This is a genomic window from Haemophilus sputorum HK 2154, assembly GCF_000287615.1.
Taxonomy (GTDB): Bacteria; Pseudomonadota; Gammaproteobacteria; order Enterobacterales; family Pasteurellaceae; genus Haemophilus_A; species Haemophilus_A sputorum.
In genome coordinates, this window is sequence record NZ_ALJP01000009.1 from 306,274 (window position 1) to 332,854 (window position 26,581).

Annotated in this window: 21 protein-coding genes, 1 tRNA gene and 1 riboswitch; of the genes, 3 read left to right on the forward strand and 19 right to left on the reverse strand. The window is 40.5% G+C overall.

Annotation, left to right across the window (positions count from 1 at the left end; translation table 11 throughout):
* Nucleotides 1-41: 41 nt before the first annotated feature.
* From truB to hisC, 8 genes are all read right to left on the reverse strand, one after another.
* On the reverse strand, nucleotides 42-959 hold the full coding sequence (gene truB / locus HMPREF1128_RS03915; RefSeq protein WP_007525153.1) for a tRNA pseudouridine(55) synthase TruB: 918 nt from the start codon (nucleotides 957-959) through the stop codon (nucleotides 42-44).
* A 2-nt stretch (nucleotides 960-961) separates the two neighbouring features.
* Nucleotides 962-1,342: a 30S ribosome-binding factor RbfA gene (gene rbfA / locus HMPREF1128_RS03920; protein ID WP_007524973.1), complete on the reverse strand. Its 381-nt coding sequence runs from the start codon at nucleotides 1,340-1,342 to the stop codon at nucleotides 962-964.
* Between the two features lie 151 nt (nucleotides 1,343-1,493).
* Nucleotides 1,494-4,031 carry a translation initiation factor IF-2 gene (gene infB / locus HMPREF1128_RS03925; protein WP_007525325.1) on the reverse strand — a complete coding sequence of 846 codons (2,538 nt, stop codon included), beginning with the start codon at nucleotides 4,029-4,031 and terminating at the stop codon, nucleotides 1,494-1,496.
* Between the two features lie 13 nt (nucleotides 4,032-4,044).
* Nucleotides 4,045-5,541 (reverse strand): transcription termination factor NusA, encoded by a 1,497-nt coding sequence (gene nusA / locus HMPREF1128_RS03930; RefSeq protein WP_007525015.1) that lies wholly within the window; start codon nucleotides 5,539-5,541, stop codon nucleotides 4,045-4,047.
* 26 nt (nucleotides 5,542-5,567) lie between these two features.
* Nucleotides 5,568-6,029: a ribosome maturation factor RimP gene (gene rimP / locus HMPREF1128_RS03935; protein ID WP_007524119.1), complete on the reverse strand. Its 462-nt coding sequence runs from the start codon at nucleotides 6,027-6,029 to the stop codon at nucleotides 5,568-5,570.
* 182 nt (nucleotides 6,030-6,211) lie between these two features.
* Nucleotides 6,212-6,288: transfer RNA gene (locus HMPREF1128_RS03940), tRNA-Met, on the reverse strand.
* An 85-nt stretch (nucleotides 6,289-6,373) separates the two neighbouring features.
* Nucleotides 6,374-7,672 (reverse strand): 3-phosphoshikimate 1-carboxyvinyltransferase, encoded by a 1,299-nt coding sequence (gene aroA / locus HMPREF1128_RS03945; RefSeq protein ID WP_007524357.1) that lies wholly within the window; start codon nucleotides 7,670-7,672, stop codon nucleotides 6,374-6,376.
* Between the two features lie 17 nt (nucleotides 7,673-7,689).
* Nucleotides 7,690-8,790, reverse strand: coding sequence for a histidinol-phosphate transaminase (gene hisC / locus HMPREF1128_RS03950; RefSeq protein ID WP_007524530.1), 1,101 nt, complete (start codon nucleotides 8,788-8,790; stop codon nucleotides 7,690-7,692).
* A gap of 221 nt (nucleotides 8,791-9,011) precedes the next feature.
* Here hisC and dld point away from each other — a divergent pair, with 221 nt between their 5' ends.
* Nucleotides 9,012-10,706 (forward strand): D-lactate dehydrogenase, encoded by a 1,695-nt coding sequence (gene dld, locus HMPREF1128_RS03955; RefSeq protein ID WP_007524733.1) that lies wholly within the window; start codon nucleotides 9,012-9,014, stop codon nucleotides 10,704-10,706.
* Between the two features lie 74 nt (nucleotides 10,707-10,780).
* On the opposite strand, the gene HMPREF1128_RS03960 is transcribed toward dld, so the two are convergent.
* The 7 genes from HMPREF1128_RS03960 to rnd form a co-directional block, all read right to left on the reverse strand.
* Nucleotides 10,781-12,091: an MFS transporter gene (locus tag HMPREF1128_RS03960; RefSeq protein ID WP_007525270.1), complete on the reverse strand. Its 1,311-nt coding sequence runs from the start codon at nucleotides 12,089-12,091 to the stop codon at nucleotides 10,781-10,783.
* A gap of 97 nt (nucleotides 12,092-12,188) precedes the next feature.
* Nucleotides 12,189-12,279: riboswitch (TPP riboswitch) on the reverse strand.
* Nucleotides 12,280-12,350: 71 nt separating this feature from the next.
* Nucleotides 12,351-13,013 carry a hypothetical protein gene (locus HMPREF1128_RS03965; RefSeq protein ID WP_007525359.1) on the reverse strand — a complete coding sequence of 221 codons (663 nt, stop codon included), beginning with the start codon at nucleotides 13,011-13,013 and terminating at the stop codon, nucleotides 12,351-12,353.
* 48 nt (nucleotides 13,014-13,061) lie between these two features.
* A complete protein-coding gene (gene tsaB / locus HMPREF1128_RS03970) occupies nucleotides 13,062-13,754 on the reverse strand; it encodes a tRNA (adenosine(37)-N6)-threonylcarbamoyltransferase complex dimerization subunit type 1 TsaB (protein WP_007525554.1) in 693 nt (230 codons plus the stop codon).
* Between the two features lie 72 nt (nucleotides 13,755-13,826).
* On the reverse strand, nucleotides 13,827-14,915 hold the full coding sequence (gene aroG / locus HMPREF1128_RS03975) for a 3-deoxy-7-phosphoheptulonate synthase AroG (protein ID WP_007524185.1): 1,089 nt from the start codon (nucleotides 14,913-14,915) through the stop codon (nucleotides 13,827-13,829).
* A gap of 156 nt (nucleotides 14,916-15,071) precedes the next feature.
* On the reverse strand, nucleotides 15,072-17,996 hold the full coding sequence (locus tag HMPREF1128_RS03980) for a DNA translocase FtsK (RefSeq protein ID WP_050801702.1): 2,925 nt from the start codon (nucleotides 17,994-17,996) through the stop codon (nucleotides 15,072-15,074).
* 51 nt (nucleotides 17,997-18,047) lie between these two features.
* Complete coding sequence (lrp, locus tag HMPREF1128_RS03985; RefSeq protein ID WP_007524938.1) at nucleotides 18,048-18,530, reverse strand: leucine-responsive transcriptional regulator Lrp; 483 nt, start codon at nucleotides 18,528-18,530, stop codon at nucleotides 18,048-18,050.
* A 63-nt stretch (nucleotides 18,531-18,593) separates the two neighbouring features.
* Nucleotides 18,594-19,706, reverse strand: a complete 1,113-nt coding sequence (gene rnd / locus HMPREF1128_RS03990; RefSeq protein WP_007525114.1) for a ribonuclease D — start codon at nucleotides 19,704-19,706, stop codon at nucleotides 18,594-18,596.
* A gap of 149 nt (nucleotides 19,707-19,855) precedes the next feature.
* On the opposite strand from rnd, the gene HMPREF1128_RS03995 reads away from it, so the two are divergent.
* Both HMPREF1128_RS03995 and bioD read left to right on the forward strand, forming a co-directional pair.
* Nucleotides 19,856-21,055 (forward strand): ROK family protein, encoded by a 1,200-nt coding sequence (locus HMPREF1128_RS03995; protein WP_007524902.1) that lies wholly within the window; start codon nucleotides 19,856-19,858, stop codon nucleotides 21,053-21,055.
* A gap of 46 nt (nucleotides 21,056-21,101) precedes the next feature.
* The gene (gene bioD / locus HMPREF1128_RS04000; RefSeq protein WP_007524042.1) at nucleotides 21,102-21,821 is read left to right on the forward strand and encodes a dethiobiotin synthase; all 720 of its coding nucleotides are present in this window, start codon (nucleotides 21,102-21,104) and stop codon (nucleotides 21,819-21,821) included.
* A gap of 187 nt (nucleotides 21,822-22,008) precedes the next feature.
* Here bioD and HMPREF1128_RS04005 read toward each other — a convergent pair whose 3' ends face one another.
* From HMPREF1128_RS04005 to pheS, 4 genes are all read right to left on the reverse strand, one after another.
* A complete protein-coding gene (locus HMPREF1128_RS04005) occupies nucleotides 22,009-22,539 on the reverse strand; it encodes an NlpC/P60 family protein (protein WP_007524244.1) in 531 nt (176 codons plus the stop codon).
* Nucleotides 22,540-22,586: 47 nt separating this feature from the next.
* The gene (locus tag HMPREF1128_RS04010) at nucleotides 22,587-22,880 is read right to left on the reverse strand and encodes an integration host factor subunit alpha (protein WP_007524318.1); all 294 of its coding nucleotides are present in this window, start codon (nucleotides 22,878-22,880) and stop codon (nucleotides 22,587-22,589) included.
* 30 nt (nucleotides 22,881-22,910) lie between these two features.
* The gene (gene pheT / locus HMPREF1128_RS04015; protein ID WP_007524386.1) at nucleotides 22,911-25,298 is read right to left on the reverse strand and encodes a phenylalanine--tRNA ligase subunit beta; all 2,388 of its coding nucleotides are present in this window, start codon (nucleotides 25,296-25,298) and stop codon (nucleotides 22,911-22,913) included.
* Between the two features lie 130 nt (nucleotides 25,299-25,428).
* The gene (gene pheS / locus HMPREF1128_RS04020; protein WP_007524769.1) at nucleotides 25,429-26,412 is read right to left on the reverse strand and encodes a phenylalanine--tRNA ligase subunit alpha; all 984 of its coding nucleotides are present in this window, start codon (nucleotides 26,410-26,412) and stop codon (nucleotides 25,429-25,431) included.
* Nucleotides 26,413-26,581 lie beyond the last annotated feature (169 nt).

Genomic DNA, 26,581 nt, shown 5'->3' on the forward strand with positions numbered 1-26,581 from the left:
GCGGTCTGTTTTGACTAATTTTTTGCAAAACACCACTTTGTTTAAAGATTAACCATTCTGTTAGGGCGAATTATATTCCCTACCGTGATTTCTGCAATACCTAAGAATTGCCCATTTTCTGAAAATAATCGAACTAAGCCACTTAATGCTTGTGGATTCTCAAATTTGACTCTTTGACCGAACCCAACTGCTTTAGTTTGCTCGGCGGTTAAATTTAATTGCGGTAATGATGTCACAGCAGTATCCATCGGCAATAATAAGCGGTCTAATTCACTACTTGGAAAACTATCGGCTAAGAGTGCTAAGTCTTCAATTGGCATCATTTCCTCAATCGGATAATCCGCAACCGCTAACCGACGTAACATGGTAACATGCGCACCGCAGCCTAAAGCTTCTCCTAAATCATCAACTAACGTGCGAATATAAGTGCCTTTTGAGCAATGCACTTCTAGTGTTAAAAATGGTGCTTGGTAGTCGATAAATTTGAGCTCAAAAATAGTAATCGGACGCGCTTCACGCTCAACGGTAACGCCAGCTCGGGCATATTCATACAAAGGTTTACCATTATGCTTTAAGGCTGAGAACATCGTTGGCACTTGTAGGATTTCGCCTCGAAATGCCGGCAATGCAGCTAAAATATCCGCTTCAGCCACATTCACCTCTCGGCTTTGTACTACCTGACCTTCTGCATCAGAAGTATCTGTACGTTCACCTAGTTTAGCCGTTACCACATAGCGCTTATCTGAATCTAATAAGAATTGGGAAAACTTGGTCGCCTCCCCTAAACAAATAGGCAACATGCCTGTGGCAAGTGGGTCAAGCGCGCCAGTATGCCCTGCTTTATTCGCTTTAAATAGGCGTTTAACTTTTTGCATGATGTCATTGCTAGAAACACCTTGTGGTTTATCTAACAAAAAGACGCCATGCACATCACGCCCTTTTTTACGAGGTCTGGACACAATTAGTCCTCTTTATGCTTAGCTTCATCTTGACGAATCACGTTTGAAACCAGATTAGACATTCTCATCCCTTCAACTAATGATTCATCGTAAATAAAGCGTAATTCCGGCACAATACGTAAACGCATAGCTTTGCCCACAAGGCTGCGAATATACGGACTTGCTTTTTCAAGCCCCGCCATGCCTTGTTCAATAGCAGCTTGGTCGCTATCAAATAAAAAAGTCACGAAAATTTTGGCATAGGCCAAATCACGTGAAACCTCAACATCTGAAACAGTGACCATTCCAATACGCGGGTCTTTTACCTCACGTTGTAAGATGATAGCCACCTCTTTTTTTAATTCTTGCGCAACACGATCGCTGCGTTTAAATTCTCTACTCATATTTTTCTCTTTTTTGTATATGTAAAGCGGTCGAATTTCGCAAAACTTTTGCAAAATCCAACCGCTTGTAGGGAAGGTGAACCTAATGTTCACGCACGAAAATCAAGGTATTTACTTGTGCGTATGATACTAAGTCCACACGCCCTACGAATTAAATCGAGCGTTTAATTTCAACCACTTCGAATACCTCGATTTGGTCGCCAACTTTAACATCGTTATAGTTTTTCACGCCGATACCACATTCCATACCATTGCGGACTTCTGAAACGTCATCTTTGAAGCGACGGAGAGAATCTAACTCACCTTCAAAAATAACCACGTTGTCACGCAATACGCGGATTGGGTTGTTACGTTTGATCACACCTTCAGTTACCATACAGCCCGCGATTGCACCAAATTTCGGATGGCGGAAGACATCACGTACTTCAGCTAAACCAATGATTTCTTGTTTGAATTCAGGTTGTAGCATACCGCTCATTGCTGCTTTAATTTCATTTAATAGTTCATAAATGATTGAATAGTAACGTAAGTCGATATTTTCACTTTCAATTACACGACGCGCTGAAGCATCTGCACGAACGTTAAAGCCGACCATAATCGCATTTGAAGCCGCAGCTAAAGTTGCATCAGTTTCAGTAATACCACCTACACCAGAACCCACAACTTTCACTTTCACTTCTGCAGTTGAAAGTTCTTGTAATGATTGGCAAATTGCTTCTACCGAACCTTGTACGTCTGCTTTCACGATAACGTTAAGCTCTGCAACATCGCCTTCAGTCATGTTGCTGAACATATTTTCTAGTTTCGCTTTTTGCTGACGCGCTAATTTGACTTCACGGAATTTACCTTGACGATATAAAGCTACTTCACGTGCTTTTTTCTCATCACGTACAACGGTTGCTTCATCACCCGCTGCCGGCACGCCTGAAAGACCTAATACCTCAACAGGAATAGATGGGCCAGCAGATTCTACTTCTTTACCGTTCTCATCACGCATTGCACGTACACGACCGTACTCAAAGCCACATAAAACGATATCGCCTTTGTTTAAAGTACCTGATTGTACAAGAATGGTTGCAACTGGACCGCGACCTTTATCAAGGTATGATTCAATTACTACACCACTTGCCATACCGTCTTTTACAGCGGTTAACTCAAGTACTTCTGATTGAAGTAAGATAGCATCTAATAAATCATCAATACCTGTTCCTTTCTTCGCAGAAACTGGAACGAATTGTACATCACCACCAAATTTTTCAGAAATTACTTCATGTTGAAGTAATTCTTGCTCTACGCGATCTGGGTTTGCTTCTGGTTTATCGATTTTGTTTACTGCTACTACTAAAGGCGCACCTGCTGCTTTCGCGTGTTGAATCGCTTCGATAGTTTGAGGCATCACACCATCATCTGCCGCAACAACAAGCACTACGATATCCGTTGCTTTCGCACCACGCGCACGCATTGAGGTAAATGCAGCGTGCCCCGGTGTATCTAAGAAGGTGATCATTTTGCCGTCATCCATTTCTACGTGGTATGCACCGATATGCTGGGTAATACCACCCGCTTCGCCGGCTGCCACTTTCGCTTTACGGATATAGTCAAGTAATGAGGTTTTACCATGGTCAACGTGACCCATGATAGTAACAACCGGTGCACGAGTGACTTTTTCAGCATCCACATCGCGGTCTTCCAATACAGCTTCTTCAAGCTCATTTTCTTTACGAAGAATTACTTTGTGGCCAAGTTCTTCCGCTACTAATTGTGCAGTTTCCTGATCAATTACTTGGTTGATAGTCACCATTTCACCCATTTTCATCATGAGCTTGATGATTTCTGTTGCTTTTACAGCCATTTTGTTAGCTAAGTCAGCCACGGTGATAGTTTCACCAATCACAACATCCGCTTTCACAACTTGCACAGGTTTAGTAAAGGCTTGTTGAAGGGCTGCCCCTTTCTTACCATTTTTACCTTTACCTTTCATATCTTTTTGGTTACGACGATCTGCATTACGTTCATTTTTATCGTCTTCACGGCCACCTTTTTTCGCTTTGGCTACTCCGCCTTTACCACGATTACGGTTACCTTCACTACGGCGGTCATTGTCACGCTCTGCATCACGCGCATAGCTAGAGGTAAAACGTTCATCTTCAAAATCATCGTTATTATCTACTGCTTCTTCACGCTCAATTTCGGCTAAACGGCGTGCGTTTTCTGCTGCGCGTTTAGCTTCCATTTCTGCTTTTTGGCGCGCTAATTCCTCTTGCTTACGGCGAAGTTCGGCTTCTTCTTTTTTCTTCGCTTCTTTTTCAGGATCAACCGTTTTTTCTTGTTTTGGTTGTTCTGCTTTTGGCGCTGCCGCTTTCGGTTTGCTATTTGGCATTACTGGTGCCGCTGGTTTTTTCGCAGCCTCTTTCTGTTTTACTGCTTCAGCAGCTTGTTTTTCAGCCTCAGCTTTTGCTTTAGCTTCAGCTGCTGCTTTTTCTGCGGCTTCTTTTTCTGCTTTCGCTTTTTCAGCCGCTAATTTTGCTTCTTGCTCTGCTTTCGCTTGTAATGCTTTAGCATCAATTTTAGGTTTTTTCTCTTTAACTTCTACCGCTTTAGTTTTGCCACCAGCAGTAGTTGCGCTCACTTTAGTGGTTTTACGTGCACCGCCTAACGAAAGCGTTTTTTTCTCTGTTGTTTCTGTCATATGAATTCCTCCTCTAGCTGAACCAGCAAATTTGACGTGCAGCCATAATCAATTCACCTGCTTTTTCTACTGATAATTCTTCAATCTCAGCTAAATCGTCTGTGCCTTGCTCAGCTAACTCTTCAAGGTTGGTAATGCCTTTTTCCGCTAATTTATACGCGATATGGCGTTCCATTCCTTCAAGATTTAATAATTTTTCATCGATATCCGCTTGTTTAAGCGCTTCTTCCTCTTCTAAGGCTTTTTTCGTCAGTGCATTTTTCGCTCGCGCTTGTAACTCTTCGACTAAATCTTCGTCTTCTAAGCCATCAATTGCAGTCAGTGCATCAACCGGCACATAGGCAATCGCTTCTAAAGAGGCAAAGCCTTCTTCAATTAACACTTGTGCAAATTCGTCATCGATTTCTAACGCAGAAGTTAATAAGTTAATCACTTTACCATCTTCCGCTTGATTTTTCGCCTCTAACTCTTCAACAGTCATCACATTTAATGCCCAACCGGTTAATTGTGTTGCAAGACGTACGTTTTGCCCGTTACGGCCGATTGCTTGTGCTAATTTTGCAGACTCTACCGCAATATCCATAGAATGTGCTTCATCATTGATGATGATTGAGCTTACATCCGCTGGTGCCATTGCGTTAATCACAAATTGTGCCGGGTTATCATCCCAAAGCACGATATCTACACGTTCGCCACCTAATTCATTGCTAATGGCTTGGACACGTGAACCACGCATACCTACGCAAGCACCAACTGGATCGATACGTTTATCGTTTGATTTCACGGCAATTTTTGCACGAGAACCAGGATCACGTGCCGCACCTTTAATTTCAATCAGCTGTTCACCAATTTCTGGCACTTCCAGTTTGAATAATTCTTCAAGCATTACTGGTTTAGAACGCGTTAAGAAAATTTGTGGGCCTTTTGATTCTGGTTTGATTGCATAAAGCACACCACGAACACGGTCGCCTGGGCGGAAGTTTTCGCGAGGCAACATATCTTCACGAACGATAACCGCTTCACCTTTAATATCTTCACTCTTACCTTGTAGTTCTAGGAAAATATTATCACGGGTTACTTTTTTAACCGTTGCACTGATGATCTTGCCTTCATCTGGACGGAATTCGTTGATGATTTTGCATTTTTCAGCTTCGCGGATTTTGGTTTTTACCACTTGACCAAAAGTTTGAATTGCAACACGACCGAACTCAATTGATTCTACTTCGTCTTCAACCACATCACCTAATTGCACATTTGGATCTTCAAATTGTGCTGCTTCTAAGCTAATTTCACGGGTCATGTTATGAACTTGTTCTACGACTAACCAGCGACGGAAAGTTGTGAAATCACCTGTTTTACGATCAACTACAACACGAATATCAATATCTAATTCGTGAGTTTTCTTGGTTGCGATAGTTAAAGCTGTTTCCAATGCCTCGAAAATAGCTTCTTTTGGTAATTGTTTCTCGTTTGAAACCGCTTCAGCGGCTAACAAAATTTCTTTACTCATTGAAAATGTCTCTTAGATAATTAAATTTAAAAATCAAATACTGGCACTAAGTTAGCCTTTTGAATATTACCGAAAGCAAATTGGCACGGTTCGTTATCCACTAATAAAGTAATAAAATCGCCTTCAACTTGTTCGATTTTTCCTTGCCATTTACGGCGATCGAACATCGGAATACGAAGATGAATAACAGCCTCACGTCCGATAAAACGTTGATAATGCGCTAAGTTAAATAATGGACGGTCTAAACCTGGTGAAGACACTTCTAAATTATATTTATCAGCAATTGGATCTTCTACGTCAAAAATAGCGCTAATTTGACGACTAACATCACTACAATCATCAATAGTCACGCCACCGTCTTTATCAATAAAAATACGTACAGTTAAATAACGCCCTGCACGTTGGCATTCGATGCCGACTAGCTCACACCCCATTGCTTCAATGGTATCTTGAGTCAGCTCAGTAAGCTTTTGTTCTAATGTAGCCAAAATTTTTCTCCAGATATAAAAAAAGAGCCTTACCAGCTCTTTATGATACGAATTTAAGGTATCGCCCGCTTAATTGAAAATTACTTTCTACAAGCGGTCTGTTTTATTCTGTTTTTTGCAAATTTGCAGTACATAATAAAACAAAGCTCACAGACCATAACCGGAATGTGAGCTGATAAAACTGGTTGCGGGGGCCGGATTTGAACCAACGACCTTCGGGTTATGAGCCCGACGAGCTACCAAGCTGCTCCACCCCGCGTCTGATGTGCGGTATTATAGAGAAAACTTCTGCTTTTGCAAGCAATTTTGTAAAAAATCCCTAAAAAATACCGCTTGTTTATTCTCTAAGCACGAATCGATAACTTTTCGAACTCAGAAAAATAGGTTGGAAATGTTTTGGCGGTACATTTCGGATCAAGAATTGTCACGGGCGTATTTGACAATGCAATTAGCGAGAAACACATCGCCATTCGGTGATCGTTATAAGTCGCAATTTCCGCTGCTTGGAATTGCGCTAATGCCAAAGGTTGAATACGAATGAAATCCTCGCCTTCTTCAACTTCTGCACCGATTTTACGAAGCTCGGTTGCCATCGCACTTAAACGGTCGGTTTCTTTTACCCGCCAGTTATAAATGTTGCGAATTACCGTTTCACCTTCGGCAAACAATGCTGTTGTTGCAATAGTCATTGCTGCATCTGGAATATGATTCATATCCATATCTACACCATGCAATGGTGCTTGTTCTGCTTGAATAAAATCCTCACCCCAAGTGATTTTTGCGCCCATTTTCTCTAATACATCGGCAAACAAGCGGTCACCTTGAATTGAATTTTTACCAATTCCTGTAACTTTTACTTTTCCTTTAATAGCACCTGCGGCTAAAAAATAAGAAGCAGAAGAAGCATCCCCTTCCACTAAATAACGCTTAGGTGAAATATAAGATTGATTGCCCTTTACAATAAAGGTTTGATAATTTTGGTTTTCTACTGTCACACCAAAATCTTTCATCATCGCCAAGGTGATATCAATGTAAGGTTTTGAAACTAGCTCGCCCATAATCTGAATTTCCATATCGCCTTCAGCAAGTGGGGCCGCCATCAATAGTGCCGTTAAAAATTGACTGGAAATTGAGCCGTCAATTTGCACTTTGCCGCCTTGTAACCCCGTATTTCGGATTGCGAGCGGTGGATACCCTTCTTGTTCAAGATATTGCACATTTGCGCCAACTTGAATTAAAGCATCAACCAAATGCTTAATTGGACGCTCTTTCATGCGAGGTTCGCCTGTTAAAACAACCTCTGCCTCTTGTTGTCCTTTTAAGCAAAGTGCAGCCGCTAACGGGCGCATGGCAGTGCCTGCATTCCCTAGGAAAAGTGAAAGCCCATTTTGCCAATTAAAGGCACCGCCAACGCCTGTTATTGTGCATACGGTTTTATCTGAGGATAGTTCATAACTCACTCCTAAAGATTTCAACGCATTTAGCATATGACGAATATCATCACTGTCTAATAAATTGGTGACTTCCGTTGTGCCATGTGCTAATGCTGCCAATAACAAAGCACGGTTAGATAAGCTTTTTGAACCAGGTAAGTTAATCTCGCCTTCTACACGCAAAATAGGATTTAAACTGATTTTTTCCATCTTTTCTCTCGCTTAAATTATTGTAGGTTTAACACTTTGCGTAATGCTTCAAACAGACGACTATTTTCTTCTGGCAAGCCAATACTAATGCGCAAATGATTCGGCATACCATAACCTGCAATCGGACGAACAATCACGCCTTCATGCAATAACGCATCATAAATCGGCTGCGCAGGGCGTTTAAAATCAATGGTAATAAAATTACCTTTTGAGGGAATGAAATCTAATTGGTATTGCTGACAAAATGCTTCATAACGTTGCATTTCTTGGCGATTATTGGCAGCGACTTTAGCAACAAAAGCATCATCATTTAACACGGCAATCGCAGAAGCCAAGGCTAGACTATTGCAGTTAAACGGTTGGCGCACGCGGTTCAATAAGTCTGCAATTTCAGCATTTGAAACAGCATAACCAATACGCAATCCAGCTAAGCCATATGCTTTGGAAAGCGAGCGTGAAACGATTAAATTGGGATATTTAGCTAATAACGCAAAACTATCTACCCGCTCAGTAGGTGTGGTAAATTCGGTATAAGCTTCATCTAATACCACAATAATATGTGATGGCACCTGTGCTAAAAAAGCCTCTAGCTCAGCATGCGTTAAAAAATTTCCGGTTGGATTATTGGGGTTGGCGATAAATATCAGTTTGGTTTTCTCGTTAATCGCAGCTAGAAAACCGTCTAAGTCATGCCCCCAGTTTTTAGCAGGGATTTCGCGCGCAGTTGCATTGATCGCTTTTGTGACTAATGGATAAACAATAAAGGCATATTGCGAATAAATCACTTCATCCTGTTCGCTAGCAAAAGTATGAGCAAATAGTTCTAATAAATCATTGGATCCATTACCCAATGTAATTTGATTGGGTTCAATATGAAATTTTTGCGCAATCGTCTTTTTCAATTCAAAGCCATTGGCATCAGGGTAACGAGTAAGATCATTTAATTGACTCATAATCGCTTGTTTAGCGCTTTCAGGAAAGCCAAACGGATTTTCGTTTGAAGCCAGTTTAATGATGTTAGAAATGCCAAGCTCTCGTTCTAATTCTTCAATTGGTTTGCCGGCTTGGTATGGAGAAAGCGATTTTACGCCCTCATTTGCGATGTTGATAAATTGCATAATGTGTCCTTTTTATTTTTCTTAGGCTCAGGATTGTAGTAGAGAATCACGCTTTTTTAAAGCGAAAGCGGTCGAATTTCATGGCGTTTTTGCAAAAATCACGGTTTTACTTTTATTTATTTTTTATTGATTGTGTGATTTATCTCACATTTTTTAATTCTTGATTTTGTTAGCATAACTGCTTGATTTTCTAACCCAACTCAAATAAAGGGCGATTTATTATGTCAACCCAACAACTTATTTCTCAATTAACCGACATTGTCGGTCACGCACATATTATTACGGATGCGGCAAAAAATGAGGCTTATCGCAGTGGTTATCGTTTTGGCACAGGTAACGCGATTGCGGTTGTGAGACCTGCTACATTATTAGAATTCTGGAACGTGCTAAAAGCCTGTGTGGCGCATGATGTGATTGTAATTAACCAAGCTGCAAATACGGGCTTAACAGGGGGTTCAACGCCTAGCGGGAACGATTATGATCGTGATATTGTTATCATCAACACCATGTTAATGAAAGACATTCAACTCATTAACGATGCCGAACAAGTTGTCTGTTTCCCTGGCTCAACCCTCAATGAATTAGAAAATTTATTAAAACCGCACGAAAGAGAGCCTCACTCAGTTATTGGTTCTTCTTGTATTGGTGCTTCCGTTATCGGTGGGATTTGTAATAACTCTGGCGGAGCTTTAGTACAACGTGGGCCAGCTTATACCGAAATGGCACTCTTTGCTCAATTAAATGAAAATGGCGAATTAGAACTTAAAAACCATTTAGGTATTGATTTAGGCGAAACCCCAGAAGAAATTTTAACGAACTTACAAGGTCACCACTACCAACGCAAAGATATTCAAAGAGATTGCGGAAAAGGCCATGACCATCACTACTGCAACCATGTTCGTAAAGTAGATGAAGATAGCCCTGCGCGCTTTAATGCAGACCCAAGCCGTCACTATGAATCATCCGGCTCTGCAGGAAAACTGGCTGTTTTTGCCGTGCGTTTAGATACTTTCCCATTAGAGAAAAATACGGCGGTGTTCTACATCGGCACAAACCAAATTCAAACACTTAACGACATTCGCCGCCATATGTTAGCCAATTTTGAAGTGCTACCGATTTCAGGCGAATACATTCATCGTGATGCTTTTGATGTGGCAGCACGTTATGGAAAAGATACCTTCTGGGTGATTAAAAAATTCGGTACACACTGGTTACCGAAACTCTTTGCATTGAAAGCTAATGTTGATCGTATTGCGAAAAAATTCTCGTTCTTACCACACCATTTAAGCGATAAATTTATGCAACTCTTATCAAAAGCGATGCCAGAACATCTGCCAAAAAGCTTGTGGACATATCGCGATAAATATGAACACCATTTAATCGTGAAAATGGGAGGAAAAGGCGTACAAGAAGCGCGTGAATTCTTAAAAACTTATTTTAGTGATGCCACTAAAGGCGGATATTTTGAATGTAACGCCGAAGAAACCCAAGCAGCCATGTTGCATCGTTTCGCAGTTGCAAGTGCAGCAATTCGCTATCGCGCTATTCATGAAAAAGAAGTGGAAGAAATCGTGGCATTAGACGTTGCGCTTCGCCGTAATGATAATGAATGGTTTGAAGTTCTTCCGCCAGAAATTGATAACAAAATTAGCCATAAGCTCTATTACGGTCACTTTATGTGCCATGTGTTCCACCAAGATTATATTGTGAAAAAAGGCTACGATTGTGAAGCCCTAGAGCATGACATGCTCAAATTGCTTGACCAACGTGGCGCACAATATCCAGCAGAACACAACGTAGGGCACCTTTATGAAGCTAAACCAGAATTGCGTAAATTCTATAAAGTACTCGACCCAACCAATAGCTTCAACCCAGGAATTGGTAAAACCACCAAGAAAAAACATTGGGTAGAATAATCCTGTTAATAAAACAAGCGGTCATATTTGCAAAACTTTTTACAAATATGACCGCTTGTATTTTTTAGAACTAATTACGCTAATTCCACATCTTTAGTTTCTTGCATAAACCATAAGCCTATCAAACTCAATACTGCGTTAGCAGCTAAATAAAGTCCAACTCCTTTCAATCCATAATGTGCATTTAGCGGTAAAGTAATGATTGTTGCCACGCTCGCACTTAAAAGTCCTGCACAGTTATACGTTAGCGATGCGCCAGAATATCGGGCGTGTGTGGGGAATAGTTCTGGCAAGAAACTTGCTAGCGGTGCATAACCTAAACCAATTAACCCCATGCCAATAATTAAAAACCAGAATAGGCTAACAGCACTGCCATTTTCTAGGAAACATGGTAAAGCTAAACCAAATACAGCTACACCGACGGTTGTCCAAATCATCCAAATACGACGCCCAATGCGGTCAATATATTTACCGGATAAATAGATCGTAGCCGCTAATGAAAATGCACTTGCCATTAACAATGCAGTAAATAATTGAGGCGAAAATCCTAGCCCCATTTTAAAACCCGCTTCTGAAATGGTTGGTGCAGATTTTGCATAGATTTGACTAAATGCGATCATAATATAGAACAACACATAGCCTGCCATACAAGCAAACATGCCAAGCATAAATGGTCTAAAATGGCTGGTCAAAACCGTCATCATCGGGATTCGTGTCGGTTGTTTTTGGATTAACGCAGCAAGAAAGATCGGTGCTTCAGTTAATTTCAAGCGGACATACAAGCCTATGGCAACTAACACGATTGAGCTTAAAAATGGAATACGCCAAGCCCATTCAACTAAATTACTTTGCCCAGCCCAAATTCCTACCAGCAAAAAAGCGCCATTTGCTAATAATAATCCTAACGGCGCGCCTAGTTGTGGGAATGAGCCATACCAACCGCGTTTTTCTTGTGGGGCGTTTTCAATCGCCACTAACGCAGCACCGCCCCACTCTCCGCCTAATCCAATGCCTTGTCCAATTCTACACAAGCAAAGCAGTATGGTTGCGTAAATACCAATTTGCTCATAAGTAGGTAATAAACCGATGGAAATCGTTGCAAAGCCCATCAATAACAGTGACATCACGAAGGTATTTTTTCGTCCGAATTTATCTCCAAAATGCCCGAAAATTAACGCACCTAATGGGCGAGCAACAAAAGTGAGTGCAAGTGTAGATAGTGCAGCAATTTGGTTGGAAAGCGGATCCGCTTGATGAAAAAATTGATGATTAAATACCAATACAGCAGCCATGGCATAAATATAATTATCAAAATATTCAATGGCCGTGCCAATCATAGTAGCTGATGCCACTTGAGTTAGATTATTGTTTTGCCGAATAGACATATTTCCCTCCTTTTATTCGGTGTCCAAAATAATGGCAATAACACTGAATCTCGTAGAGGGTAAACAAGCAAAGTAAGTAGATAGAAAAGAAAAATGAAAGATTGGCATGTTAGTTTCCTACGTCAGTATTAACTGCTTCAGGTTCACGGGTATCATCTCAGCGACAATGCGCACCCCGACTAATTCGGCTAAATTCTAGCGCTTTATATGAGAAAGCTCAATCTAATTTCTAAGAAAGATGAAGATAAACACTCAACATTTACTGTTTTGGAGTTTCTGTTGGGGAATTTTCTTTAACTAAAGCATTTACCCAAGAAATGGTTTGCATTTTTTCCCAAGCACTCCCTCTTACCATAGTCGGTACAGAGTAATCTTGGCATATTGCATTAAATAGCCAATGGTTTAAAGCAAGAGTTGCGAGAATCTGAGGTCTGCCTCGTTCCCCTATTATTCTTTCATAAACAATATAATCTTCGCCATCTTCTAATAAGTTAAATGTAACTTGAGATGGTCGGCTATATACCATCCCGTTCTTTAACATCTTAAAGTATTGGCGAATATAACGCTCTCGATCCTCTAATGCCATTTGTGCCAGGTTTTCATTATAAAAATCTAAACTTTCTAAATAACAAATTTTTTCAAGAACGGAATGACAACTTTGATAGCCTGAACGACCGACTCCTCTTTGAAAACATCTCTGCTCTGGCTCAAAATAAAGCTTGACCACTTTGTTTGCCATAGATGGGCGTTCAGCTAACCATTCTTTCAATTCTAGTGCGTCTAAATCAGCAGGTATTGCATTTTCTGGGGAAATGACATTGATTGAAGTATTATTCACTGTAATTTGTTCTTTCACTGGCAAAATCGGTGCCGGTTTACAGCCCCATAAGCAGAAACACAATAGCCCTAATAACTTCTTCATTTAGCCTTATCCTTGATTTAAAAAACTTGTCCTTCGCTCATTTCTAAATTACTGCTTATGTGGCAATTTTTGCCAAGTTACTTCATTACGCAAATAGACGGGTTCAATCTCCATCGCTTGTTGTACTTTACCTTGGGCGATTGCAATTTTAGCAAGTTCAAGCATATATCGCGCTGAAGGTAGTGTAATTTCACTGACAACAAGCGGTCGTTTTTCTTCAGAAAATTGCGAATAAGCCTGCCAGCCCGTACCCACAACGGTAGGATTATCCCCTAACATAAATTGTTCAATCGCTTTTTCAGGTGCGCAAACTTGTTCTGGTACAAGTTCTTGCCAGCCTTGTTCGGTTCGTTGATATTGCGCGAAATAAACTTCATTCATTCTGGCATCAATTAAAGCAATAACATTGGTAGCCCCTTCTGTTTGATAAGCTTGCTCTGCCATTGCCATTAAATTGGAAATTGCTAACACAGGTAATTCGGCCCCAAAGGCTAAACCTTGTGCGACACCAATTCCAACACGAACGCCCGTAAAACTCCCTGGCCCGCGCCCAAAGGCTAAATAATCAACCTCTTGTAACGAAATATTTGCTTTTGCTAATAATTTATCAATCATCGGTAAAATGCGCTGAGTATGAGTACGTGGGCTAAGTTCGTCTAAATACGTCACTTTGCCTAAATGCGTTAACGCAACCGAACAAGCTTCTGTTGCGGTATCTAGCGCGAGAATGGTTTGAGTCATATTTTTTTCCTATTGGGTGCTACCACACCATAAAAATAAAAGGTGGGAACGTCCCACCCTATTAAATCTAAATTATTCAGCACGTTTCTTACGACGCTCTGCTACGGCATCAGCTAAGGCGAATAATGCTTTTTCGCTGTCTTCCCAACCAATACACGCATCAGTAATACTTTGTCCGTAAACTAAATCTGCAAGTGTTTGACCTGCTTTCAGATCTTGGCGACCTTCAACTAAGTGACTTTCGATCATCACACCAGAAATATAGTCTGAACCGCCTGCAATTTGTGCGCAAACATCTGCGCAAACATCCATCTGGCGTTTAAATTGTTTTTGGCTATTTGCATGGCTGAAATCCACCATCACATGAGGTCGTCTGCCTGCTTTCGCAATACTTTCACAGACTTTCGCTACAGATTCTGCATCATAATTCGTACCATTATCGCCACCACGTAAAATAATATGGCAATCTGGGTTTCCTGCCGTGGTTACAATCGCTGAATGACCAAATTTCGTTACCGATAAGAAATGATGTTGAGACTCCGCTGAAGCAATTGCATCTAACGCAATTTTCACCCCACCGTTGGTACCATTTTTAAAGCCTACTGCACAAGATAACCCTGAAGCTAATTCACGATGAACTTGTGATTCTGTTGTACGGGCACCAATTGCGCCCCAACTCATAAAATCAGCCATATATTGTGGCGTAATCATATCTAAGAATTCACCTGCTGCTGGCACGGTTAAATCGTTAATATCAGATAACACTTTACGACCAATGCGTAAGCCATCATTTAAAGCATAGCTTTCGTCTAAATGCGGATCGTTGATCAAACCTTTCCAACCAACGGTTGTACGTGGCTTCTCAAAATACACTCGCATCACGACCTCTAAGTTCTCACTAATTCTTGGGTTATCACGTATAGCTTTAATTTTTTGCGCATATTCTAACGCGGCTTTTGGGTCATGAATTGAACATGGCCCAATAACCACTAATAGGCGATCGTCTGTTCCATGAATAATATGATGAATTGCACGGCGTGTTTTCTCTACAGTTTTAGCCGCAATCTCACTTGCTGGAAAGCGTTCTAATAGCGCTACCGGAGGCAAAAGCTCTTCAATTTTAGTAATCCGAAGATCATCATTTTTATTTTTATAAGACATTGTGTTTTCCTTATTTATGTTTTTTTATATTGTGAATTATTCTATCTGAATATCTGACTATCGCCTATCCTTAATTCGGGAAGCATAAACGAAAGCGGTCGAATTTACGCCATCTTTTGCAAAATTATGCGAAAACTCGACCGCTTGTGAGAAGGATTATCTTGCTAGCACTTCACGTTTGCCATTTTTGCCTGGCTCAGAAATCATGCCTTGCGCTTCCATTTGGTCGATAATTTTTGCTGCACGGTTAAAACCTAAGCCAAAGCGGCGCTGAATACCGCTAATAGAAGTTACTCCACTTTCGATCACGAATTCTGCCACTTCATCAAAGCGTGAATCTAACAGCATACCACTTGTATCGCCATTATTGGCAACCTCTTCTTCTGCAGACTCAACAATACTATCAAGATAATTTGGTTTACCTCTCGCGCGCCAGTTATCTGCCACGCGGATAACTTCGTTGTCATCCATAAAGGCACCATGTACACGCAAGATCTCAGGGCTTCCCGAAGCGGAATAAAGCATATCTCCTCGACCAAGTAGTGATTCTGCGCCGCCAGCATCTAAAATCGTACGGGAGTCAATTTGCGTTGCAACAGTAAACGCAATTCGGCTTGGAATATTAGCCTTAATAACCCCTGTAATCACATCCGTTGAAGGGCGTTGAGTTGCAAGAATTAAGTGAATTCCCACCGCTCGCGCTTTTTGTGCGATGCGCATAATATGTTCTTCAACTTCTTTACCCGCACTCATCATCAAGTCAGCAAACTCATCTACAATTAAAACAATATAGCTAAGTTTTTCTAACGCTGGTGGCATGGCATCCATACTATCACCCGGTCTCCAAGCTGGGTTTGCAATCGGCATCCCCATTTCCGTTGCTTGATCAATTTTCGCGTTATAACCCTCAATATTACGAACCTGTAAATAGCTGATTAACTGATAACGTCTTTCCATCTCTTCCACTGCCCAACGCAAAGCATTTGCAGCTTTTTTCATATCCGTCACGACTGGCGTCAGCAAGTGTGGAATATCATTATAAACAGATAACTCAACTACTTTCGGATCAATCATAATAAAACGAACTTGCTCTGGAGTCAGTTTAAATAGCAGGCTTAAAATCATAGTATTTACGCCTACCGATTTACCACCACCTGTTTGCCCAGCCACCAATAAATGAGGCATTTTCGTCATATCAACAACAACTGGTTGACCACTAATATCTTTCCCCAATGCCATTGGCAGTTTTGCATCACTATGACGGAAAGCATCGCTATCTAATACATCACGCAACCAAACGGTTTCACGAAATGCATTCGGCGCTTCAATCCCCATATAAGGTTTACCGGGCACCACTTCGGTAATTCGGATCGCTTTAAACATTAACTCACGCGCCAAATCACTCGCAAGTGAAGTCACTTTTGCCGCTTTTACCCCTGCGGCAGGCTTAATTTCATAGCGGGTAACGACTGGCCCCACCAATACATCTTCTACCGTTGCTTTAACACCATAATTAGCTAAAGCTGTTTCAACACGGTGTGAAGTGGAAAGAATTTCTTCTTCTGTAACTCGCTGACTACTTGGCGGATGTCTATCTAATAAATCTAACGTTGGTAACGGTGTAGTCGGTTTTTCTGTTACCTTATTACGTTGTAATAAGGGATGAATTAACGTCTCGCCATATCCTTTAGGATAATCTACTGATGCTGGTTTGTTTGGTTGAACCGCTGGTTTAAGCTCTGCCGTGGTTGCAGCAGAAGGTGAGAAAACAGGCTCTTTCTCACTATTATTTTGCCAAATTTGTTCAAAGGTATCATCTAGCCCTTGAGTTTTAGCGCGTTCAGCAACCTCAGCCATTCGCTGCTTTTCAGCCTCTTCAAAAGCCCTTGCTCGTTCGGCTTCAAAATCTTTCTCTTCAGTTTCAGATTGAATTGCCACTTCTTCAAATGGTTTCATGCGCACCACAGGTCGTGAAGAGAGCGGGCTGCTTTCTTGAATAAATGCTGGTGCTTTTACTTCTTGATCAATCAATGAAATACTCATTTCATGTGAAGGTTCTGCCTCTACTTCCACTTCAAAAGTTTCTGATATAGCCGGTGTTTCTGATACGTCATCTTGTTCAGCGTAATTTGCTAATTTTACTGTTGGTAATGAAACATCAAAAGGTTCATAAACTTCATCCGCTTGCGATAAAGTTGGCGCGTCTTCCATTGTAGGCAAACTGCCTGGCGTAAAGCCTTGCACATTTACTTTCGGTAATTTAACTTCACTTTCCACTTTAAACATTGCGGGATCAGTTAAGTTCGTCATTACATGTTCGCTATGCAATGGGGAGTCTTGCTCAGCATTCGCAGTTTGCGGCTGAGTTGACGATAATCCAGTAATATTAGGACGTCTAAATACAGAAACATCGGTTAATGCTGGTGAGCTTGATAGATCAGGAATTTCATCCTCAGCTTGTTCAGTAGACACCGATGGCATTGAAGTAAAAGGAGTATCAGTTTCTGCTAGATGACTCTCATTATTTTCTGTTACTTCAGCCTTTGTTATTTTCGGCGCATCTTTTACCGTTAACCACTCATAAAATGAGGTAAGCAATGGGATCACCGTTTGCCCTGAACAGAAATAAAAGCCTAATGCAGTACACACCATTGCCAATAATAGTGCTGCAAATTGCCCCAATGACTCACCTAAATAAGTCTGCCACATCCCGCCAATAAAACCGCCTGCAAGGTAATAAGGTGAATGAGAAAGCAATACGCTCATCAATCCACTTAACCCGACCATAAAGAGTAAAAAACTCATAAAATAGAGCGTAACTTTTTTATAGGTTAATTGACTTCCTAAGCGCAACACTAATAAATAGAGCGAAACCGCAGTTAGTGAAAAAGGAACTAACCATGCCACTTTTCCAAAAAAGGCATAAAGTAGATCAATCCACCATGCACCAAAAGCGCCGGTTTTATTCAGTGTGGTATTTTCAGTTACCGTACTTGCAACTGACCATGCATTATCTAACGGGCTATAACTTGCCCAAGCAACAATTAAATAAATGCCGAAGATCCCGCTTATAATAAGCATCAGATCAATGAATTTTTGCTTTCCGTTTGATGATTTAATCACAATCCTTCCTTATTTTAACAGGAGATAGTTTGTCTGTTTGACCTCTTCCATGACGACATAAGTGCGTGTGTCATTCACCCCCGGCAAACGTAATAAAGTGGTACCCAGTAATTTACGATAAGCCGCCATATCTGCTACACGGGTTTTCAGTAAATAATCAAAATCCCCTGAAACCAAATGACATTCTTGAATTTCATCTAATTGCTGAACAGCATTGTTAAATTCTTCAAACACATCTGGACGGCCTCTGACTAAGGTAATTTCAACAATCACCAAAAGTGGTGCTTCTAGTAATTCTGGGTTTAGCAAAGCGCGATAACCCATAATAACATTTTGTTTTTCTAAACGTTTAACCCGCTCTAAACAAGGTGTAGGCGATAACCCAACACGTTTAGAAAGCTCAATATTAGAAATTTTTCCGTTACGTTGTAGTTCATTTAAAATTTTAAAGTCAATTGCATCAAGTGCTTTTGGCAGTTTTTTATTTTCCATTTTTTTGCCTTTTTAGAATAATGTTCTAATGAATTCTATCTTTTTTAACCATATAAATAAAGTCTAAGCCAACACTTCTGCAATTAACTGCCCAAAGTTAGCTCGCCAGCCTTGCATAAGTTCCGGTAAATTAGTTTGTGGGCGACCTTGACGATGCCATTTAAATAATTGATTAAGTTGTCGTTTGCTAGCAAGCAGCTCAGCTGGCAGATCAAGCGGTCGAATTTCTGCTAATTTTTGCTGCATCGCTTTTAAATTTTGTTTGTAACCAACTTCATCAAATAAACGGTTAATCTTTTCAGGATAATTCTCTTGAGGAACCGCTTGTCCTTGCTCTACTAACCAAAGCAATTTTTTGCCATGAATACGGACTTCATTCGGATGCATAAAGTTCAGTAGCTCAGAAGTATGCTTAGGCTGCGTTTTGGCGATTTCAAATAGGCTCTGCTCTTTCACCACAAAATTTAGTGCTAAATCACGTTTTTGCGCTTCTTCTAGGCGCCATTTTGCTAATACTTGTAGAACAGCTAATTGTTGAGGCGTTAACTGCCATGCTTGGCTAATATCGAGATAGGCTTTATTTGGATTAACTGTTTTCTGACGTTTCTGCAATAATTGTTCGCACTCTTCTCTTACCGCTGGCATCCAACGATTTTCTTGCATAGCTTCTTGCATTTTTTGATAAATGGGTAAGAGATACCAAACGTCTGCAGCCGCATAATCAAGTTGGACTTCGCTTAATGGGCGTGCTAGCCAATCCGTACGGGATGCTCCTTTATCTAACTCAATCTCAAGATAATGTGCCACTAACTTAGCAAATCCAATAGAGGCTCCCAGCCCTAAAAATCCTGCCATAATTTGAGTATCTATCATTGGCGTTGGCAGTTGCTGAAAGCGATGTTGAAACACCTCTAGATCTTCGCTACAAGCATGCAGTACTTTAATCACCTGTTCATCGGCTAACAAATGGCAAAATGCTGAAAAATCTTGGATTTTTTTCGGGTCAATTAAACTAACGGTTTGCCCATCAAATAACTGAATCAAGCCTAGTTGCGGGTAAAAGGTACGAATGCGAATAAACTCAGTATCTAATGCTACTACTTTTTTTTGCCGAGCAGCTTCACAAACTTCACGTAATTTTTCATTGGAATCAACCCAAAGATAAGGTATAGCCATTACTTTCTCACTAATTTTTTTATGTTTTGAAATAAATAATGTGATGCAGATCACAATCTAAGTATAAACTCATTGAATCCTTTAGCCACTCTGGAGCAAAATGCTCAAAGGACTGGAGTGATTTTTTGAGTAAGGATAAAGGGGATGTTATGATGTCTGAAAACCGCCTGCAACATCTTGGCAAAATTTATCATCTGGTTGAACAATTCGAACTCATCTCTCGAACAGATCTCGCGAAGCTTTCTGGTTTTGCGCCAGCCTCAATTACAAATCTCACTAAGTCGTTAATTGATCAGCAATTTATTCTTGAACGCACTGTTCAAAATCATACGACACGAGGGCGCCCAGCAGTTGGACTTGCTATCTCACCTTTTTATTGGCAACTTCTTTCCATTATTGTTTCTCCTAACAAGGTAGAAATTTCACTCTGTGAATTAAATGGAACCACAATTTATTCACAAAATTATACCGTTTCTGCCGAAGATTATCCTGCCCTAGATGAAAAAATTCTTAGCTTTTTGCAAAATTTTGAGCAAAAACGACCGCTTGTCGATGCACGTTTATTGGCAGTTTCCGTTAGTGTGATCGGCCGCATCAATGCCAAAAAAACAGACATTGTCCAATTAGGTAATTCAGCCTTGCAATGCGCAATTGTTAATGCGCTAAAAGGACAGTTTACTCAACCCATTCTACTCAATGAGCACTTCCAACTTTGGCTCCTTACCGAATCAAAACTCGGTAGATTGATTAGCCATCAGAATGTGCTTTTTTTACAACATGGCGACACGCTAAGACTTGGCGTGATGGTTAATGGCAGCTTGTTACATAAAAATGTAGATATGAACATCAATCACTTATTAACCCCTTCTTTTGGGCCAATGAGTGATGAAGTCGCAGCCTACATGCAAAAAACGCATCCACAAGCGCAACGATATCAAATCGCAGATCAACTCACTTTCCCTGCACTTGCATTTTTAATAGACCGCTATTTACCAAATACGCTCACGCAAGTTGAGGAAAAAATTGTATTCTTATGCCAACAGATTGAGCAAGTGAATCCAGCCGCATTGGCTATCTTAGAGCATGTCACTAGCCATTTAGCACATCTGTTAATGAACCTGCTCAGCATTTTCTCTAGTGAAAAAATTATGCTGAATTCCCCGCTACTTCCTGTTAAAGACATGCTATTTGAACAACTTACCCAAAAATTAGCTGATTATGGTATTAGGCTTTCACCATTAAATTTAGTAACCAGTTTATTAGAATGGGATAGCCCTTTTATTGCCTGTAGTGCGATTAAACAGGGAATTTATGAAGGAAATTTGATCAAGGACAGGATCTCTCTTTAAAAAATCCGCTAGACTAGCGTAGCTTTGAACAAAAAAAGGACAAATTATGCCTGCGCTATTCATCACAGGCACCGATACCGATGTTGGAAAAACCATCGTTTCCCGTGCCTTATTGCAAGTTTTACAACAACAGCAATATAAAATCGTGCCTTATAAACCCATCGCTTGTGGTGGAGATGACGAACTCCCGACCGATCCTATTTATAATGATTATGCTAGCGAAGATAACTCTGACGTGCTAATACTACTCAATAGCTGCACACAGCCTGTGTCATATCAAGAAATCAATAGTTATACCTTCAAACATTCAAGCACGCCTGTGTTTGCTGCATTGGATGCGGTTCGTCGCATTCAAGTTGAAAAATTAGATAGTGATCTCGCACGCTTAAAAGAGAATTATCAAAATGTTTTGGTTGAAGGCACTTATGGCTGGTTAACACCAATCAAAAAACAGTTTAGTTTTGCTGATTGGGTAGAAAAAAATCAAATGCCGGTTGTATTAGTAGTTGGAATAAAAGAAGGTTGCGTAAACCATGCTTTGCTTACTGCAGAAGCGATAAAAGCGCGCGGGGTACCATTGCTAGGTTGGGTTGCAAATCGTATCAATCCTGGTTTACGTCATTATACGAAATTAGTCGAATTACTTGCCAAACAAATTGATGCACCATTGCTTGGACAAATTCCTTATATCGGCCACCCAGAAAACAGAGATTTGACACAATATATCGAAAATCCAACACCGTTATTAGACTATTTCAAAGCCTAAAAAAAAAGCCCCTAATCAGGGGCTACTCGGAAAGCAAATTTATAAATAGGTTGTTAAAACAACACTTATATTTGTTAGGCTTAGAGTACGAAAGTTTCACACAATTTTCAAACTTATTTTTTGATTCCAAGGAACTTCTTTTCGATTTTGTGATCTGCTTCAAACTTTTAGCCAAACAATATAAAAATTATAACCGGCGTGCTTGCCAGAATGTTTTAGTCCAATATGGAGAATCCATATCAGAATAAATCACCCCGCCTTTAGTTGAAGCATGTAAAAACTGCCCGTTTTTAACATAGACCCCCACATGCTTACCATTGGGGCCTCTTCCTGTATTAAAGAAGACTAAATCGCCCGTTCTTAATTCGCTTTTACTAATTTTCGTTCCTTCTTTGGCCTGATCAACAGTCATTCTTGGTAAATCAATGCCAAATAGGTCACGGAAGGTAATTTGCATAAATCCGGAACAATCTACGCCACTCTTTGAATTTCCACCAATGCGATAACGAGTACCTTGCCATTCTTGCTGATGTTCACTTAAATTGGCAATCACCATAATTTGATCATCTAAATTTGAGATCACGCGATTGGTTTTGAAGATACCTGCTTTAGCTTTAATTGGCCCTTTCACGTTTTGATTGGTACTTGATGAACAAGCGGTCAAAATTACCGAAAAAGTTGCTAATGCCAATACTTTCAAGGGTGAACGATAATTCATAACATATCCTCTTAGTCATTCTTCCGTATTGCTACGGAAGAATCTACTTAATTTTTTGCTTTAAATGCACTGACCCGTTCTCGCATTTTAGGGCTAGCTTTAAAAGTGACGACACGGCGCGCAGAAATCGAAACTTCTTCACCAGTTTTAGGATTCCTCCCAGGGCGTGCTTTTTTCTCACGCAGTTGGAAATTACCAAAACCAGATAATTTCACCTCTTTACCAGAGGCTAATGCGTTACGGATTTCATTAAAAAATTGTTCGACAAAGTCTTTTGCTTGCGCTTTATCAAAGCCTTTTGCCACTAATGCTTCCGCTAATTCCACTTTTGTTAATGCCATAAAATATCCTTTTTCGGGTCAACCCATTTATTAGTCACGAAGCACTGCATTAAAGCGCTCTGCTAGCGCAGATAATACTGCTTGCATCACCGCATTAATTTCGTCTTCTTCTAACGTTTTTTCCGCATCTTGAATAGTTAAACTAATAGCTAAACTTTTCTTACCTTCAGCAAGATTTGCACCTTGATAAACATCGAATAAGTTAACCGCAATAAGTTTTTCACCACCAGCTTGACGGCACACATTTAATACATCGCCTGCAGCAACGTTGTTATCTACCACAACCGCAATATCACGGTTATTAGCAGGGAATTTAGAAATCTCTTTCGCTGCAGGGATAGGACGTTCTGAAATAGCTTGCGCTAAAATTTCAAATACAACCGGTTTACCTTTAATTCCTAATTTTTGTACGATGCTTGGATGCACAGTGCCGATAAATCCAATTTCCTGACCATCTAACATAATTGCCGCAGATTGTCCCGGATGCAATGCAGGGAAACTTTTCGCTACAAATTGTAAATCATGACGTACGGATGTTAATGACAGAATGCGCTCTAAATCCCCTTTTAAGTCAAAGAAATCAACTGCTTCTGCTTTGCTTTCCCAATAGGTTGAACGTTTATCACCTACAATCGCGGCTGCAAACACAGGCTCTTGGCGCACGCCAGATTCAGCATTAGTATCTGGAATAAAGCGTAATCCCGTTTCAAAAATACGAACACGGGGTCGTTGACGGTTTTGGTTATAAACGATAGTTTCCAATAACCCAGTTAATAATGAAACGCGCATTGCAGACATTTCACTGGAAATCGGGTTAGGTAAAACTAACGCTTCCTGTTCTGGATGTAATAACTGTTGGATTTTCGGATCTACAAAGCTATAAGTAATGACTTCTTGATAATCACTATCTACCAATGCTGTACGCACACGGCTCGCTTCCAATAATTTTTCAGGCGTTCCTTTCATTTCAAGGTGTGCTAATGGAGAATTATTTGGAATGCTGTTATAACCGTAAATACGCGCAACTTCTTCAATTAAATCTTCTTCAATTTCAATATCAAAACGCCAACTTGGTGCAACTGCTGTCCAAGTGTCATTTTCAAAACGAACATTTAAGCCTAAACGAGTAAGAATATCTGTTACAACATGATCTTCAATGTGATGACCAATTACCGCATCTAATTTAGCTCTTCTAAGCGTGACGTTATTACGTTTTGGCAAATGCGCCTCGCTCACTGCCTCAACAATTTCACCCGCTTCACCACCGCAAATTTCTAGTAATAATGCAGTTGCACGTTCCATTGCACGACGAGTTAATTCAGGATCTACACCACGTTCAAAACGATGTGAAGCATCTGTATGTAAGCCATATTGACGAGCACGGCCTGTAATCGCTAATGGCGCAAAGAATGCGGCTTCTAATACAACATCTTTGGTTTCTTGGCTAACACCACTTGCTTGGCCACCAAAGATACCTGCCATCGCTAATGCACCTTTATCATCTGCAATAACTAATGTATTTGGTTGTAATTTAGCTGTTGTACCGTCTAATAATACTAATTCTTCGTCCGCTTTTGCCATACGAACTTGGATTGCGCCATCAACTTTAGCGGCATCAAAAGCATGCATCGGTTGACCTAACTCAAGCAAGCTCAAGTTAGTAATATCTACGATTGGATCAATAGAACGAATACCACAACGACGTAATTTTTCTTGCAACCATAAAGGAGATGCTGCTTTCACGTTTACATTTTTCACTACGCGCGCTAAATAGCGCGGGCAAGCTTCTGGTGCTTCTAATTTCACCGCTACTTTATCTGTAATAGTTGCTGCTACAGTTTGAACCTCAGGCGCAACAACTTCTGCACGGTTAATCACCCCCACTTCGCGAGCAATACCGGCAATGCTTAAACAATCTGCACGGTTTGGGGTTAAACTAATTTCAATTGCAACATCATCTAAATTCAGATATTCACGAAAATCTTTACCAATAGGCGCATCTGCAGGTAATTCAATAATACCACTATGATCTTCTCTGATGCCTAGTTCAGAAAATGAACAAAGCATTCCTTCTGACGGCTGACCACGTAATTTAGTTTTCTTAATCTTAAAATCGCCCGGTAAAACTGCGCCTTCAGTCGCACAAGCTACTTTTAAACCTTGGCGACAATTTGGTGCGCCACATACGATATCTAATAAACGATCTCCGCCTACATTGACTTTTGTCACACGTAATTTGTCTGCATCTGGGTGTTGTGCACATTCCACCACTTCACCTACAACCACACCAGTAAATGCACCCGCAACAGGTTCTACGCCATCCACTTCTAGACCTAGCATAGTAATTTGGTCGCATAACTGCTCCGTGGAAATTGCAGGATTTACCCACTCACGCAGCCAAGATTCATTAAATTTCATTTTATATCCTTTCCAATTTTGTAAAATTCTTGCGGAATTTAACCGCTTGTACACTATTTTGCATCGTTATCAAATCTCCCCTAATCCCTCTTTGAAAAAGAGGACTGGGGGAGATTTTGAGCGAAGCAAATTATTTAAACTGTTTTAAGAAACGTAAGTCATTTTCGAAGAATGAACGTAAATCAGTTACGTTATAGCGCAACATAGTTAAACGTTCAACGCCCATGCCTACCGCGAAACCACTGTATTCGTCAGGATCAATACCAACATTGCGCAATACATTCGGATGCACCATGCCACAGCCTAATACTTCTAACCATTTACCGTTAGAACGCATAACATCTACCTCAGCAGAAGGCTCTGTGAATGGGAAGAATGAAGGACGGAAACGTACTTGTAAGTCTTCTTCAAAAAATGCTTTTAAGAAGTCATGAATCAAGCCTTTTAATTCAGTAAAGTTAGCTTTTTTATCTACATAAAGCAGCTCAATTTGATGGAACATTGGCGTATGCGTTTGGTCGTAGTCGTTACGATACACACGACCCGGCGCTACAATACGTAAAGGCGGTTGAACTTTCTCCATCGTACGAATTTGCACACCTGAAGTTTGGGTACGTAATAAACGCTGAGCATCAAACCAGAAAGTATCATGATCTGCACGTGCTGGGTGATGAGCCGGAATATTTAACGCATCAAAGTTATAATAATCGGTCTCAATTTCAGGCCCGTTTGCAACAGTAAATCCTAATTCAGAAAAGAATTTCACCACACGTTCAATCGTAATAGAAACTGGATGCAATCCACCTAATTCTGTTTTACGACCCGGTAAAGAAACATCAATACGCTCATTCGCTAATTTTGCATTTAACTCTGCTGATTCTAATGCTTCTTTTTTCGCATTTAATGCATTTTGCGCAATTTGTTTAGCATCATTGATTTTCTGACCTACCGCTGGGCGCTCTTCTGCGGGCACATCACGCAGCCCCTGCATTAACGCAGTAAAATGCCCTTTCTTACCAAAATATTCTACTTTTAATGCTTCTAATGCCGCCAAATCTTCCGCTGCATTTACTGCCTCAACAGCCTGTGCGACTAAACTTTCTAGGTTTTGCATTCTATCCTCTAAATTTATCGATGAAAAATTGTTGAAATAATAATACTTTGAAGGCAGAAAGTAAACGCAAAGATAGGCTAAGACGTTGATTTCTCTTCTTAAATCAAGGCTCTCACAAGCGGTCTTATTTCTTAAAATTTTTGCAAATTTTGACTTAAGGTGTATGATT

Coding starts and splice junctions, on each gene's coding strand:
- rnd (WP_007525114.1), bottom strand. CDS start 19,706: ATGGCTATACCTTATCTTTGGGTTGATTCCAATGAAAAATTACGTGAA.
- hisC (WP_007524530.1), bottom strand. CDS start 8,790: ATGCAATTTATCAACATCGCAAATGAGGGCGTAAAATCGCTTTCTCCA.
- HMPREF1128_RS03980 (WP_050801702.1), bottom strand. CDS start 17,996: ATGCTTATTATAAGCGGGATCTTCGGCATTTATTTAATTGTTGCTTGG.
- dld (WP_007524733.1), top strand. CDS start 9,012: ATGTCAACCCAACAACTTATTTCTCAATTAACCGACATTGTCGGTCAC.
- HMPREF1128_RS03995 (WP_007524902.1), top strand. CDS start 19,856: ATGATGTCTGAAAACCGCCTGCAACATCTTGGCAAAATTTATCATCTG.
- tsaB (WP_007525554.1), bottom strand. CDS start 13,754: ATGACTCAAACCATTCTCGCGCTAGATACCGCAACAGAAGCTTGTTCG.
- pheT (WP_007524386.1), bottom strand. CDS start 25,298: ATGAAATTTAATGAATCTTGGCTGCGTGAGTGGGTAAATCCTGCAATT.
- aroG (WP_007524185.1), bottom strand. CDS start 14,915: ATGTCTTATAAAAATAAAAATGATGATCTTCGGATTACTAAAATTGAA.
- HMPREF1128_RS03960 (WP_007525270.1), bottom strand. CDS start 12,091: ATGTCTATTCGGCAAAACAATAATCTAACTCAAGTGGCATCAGCTACT.
- bioD (WP_007524042.1), top strand. CDS start 21,102: ATGCCTGCGCTATTCATCACAGGCACCGATACCGATGTTGGAAAAACC.
- HMPREF1128_RS04005 (WP_007524244.1), bottom strand. CDS start 22,539: ATGAATTATCGTTCACCCTTGAAAGTATTGGCATTAGCAACTTTTTCG.
- infB (WP_007525325.1), bottom strand. CDS start 4,031: ATGACAGAAACAACAGAGAAAAAAACGCTTTCGTTAGGCGGTGCACGT.
- HMPREF1128_RS03965 (WP_007525359.1), bottom strand. CDS start 13,013: ATGAAGAAGTTATTAGGGCTATTGTGTTTCTGCTTATGGGGCTGTAAA.
- lrp (WP_007524938.1), bottom strand. CDS start 18,530: ATGGAAAATAAAAAACTGCCAAAAGCACTTGATGCAATTGACTTTAAA.
- HMPREF1128_RS04010 (WP_007524318.1), bottom strand. CDS start 22,880: ATGGCATTAACAAAAGTGGAATTAGCGGAAGCATTAGTGGCAAAAGGC.
- nusA (WP_007525015.1), bottom strand. CDS start 5,541: ATGAGTAAAGAAATTTTGTTAGCCGCTGAAGCGGTTTCAAACGAGAAA.
- aroA (WP_007524357.1), bottom strand. CDS start 7,672: ATGGAAAAAATCAGTTTAAATCCTATTTTGCGTGTAGAAGGCGAGATT.
- rbfA (WP_007524973.1), bottom strand. CDS start 1,342: ATGAGTAGAGAATTTAAACGCAGCGATCGTGTTGCGCAAGAATTAAAA.
- pheS (WP_007524769.1), bottom strand. CDS start 26,412: ATGCAAAACCTAGAAAGTTTAGTCGCACAGGCTGTTGAGGCAGTAAAT.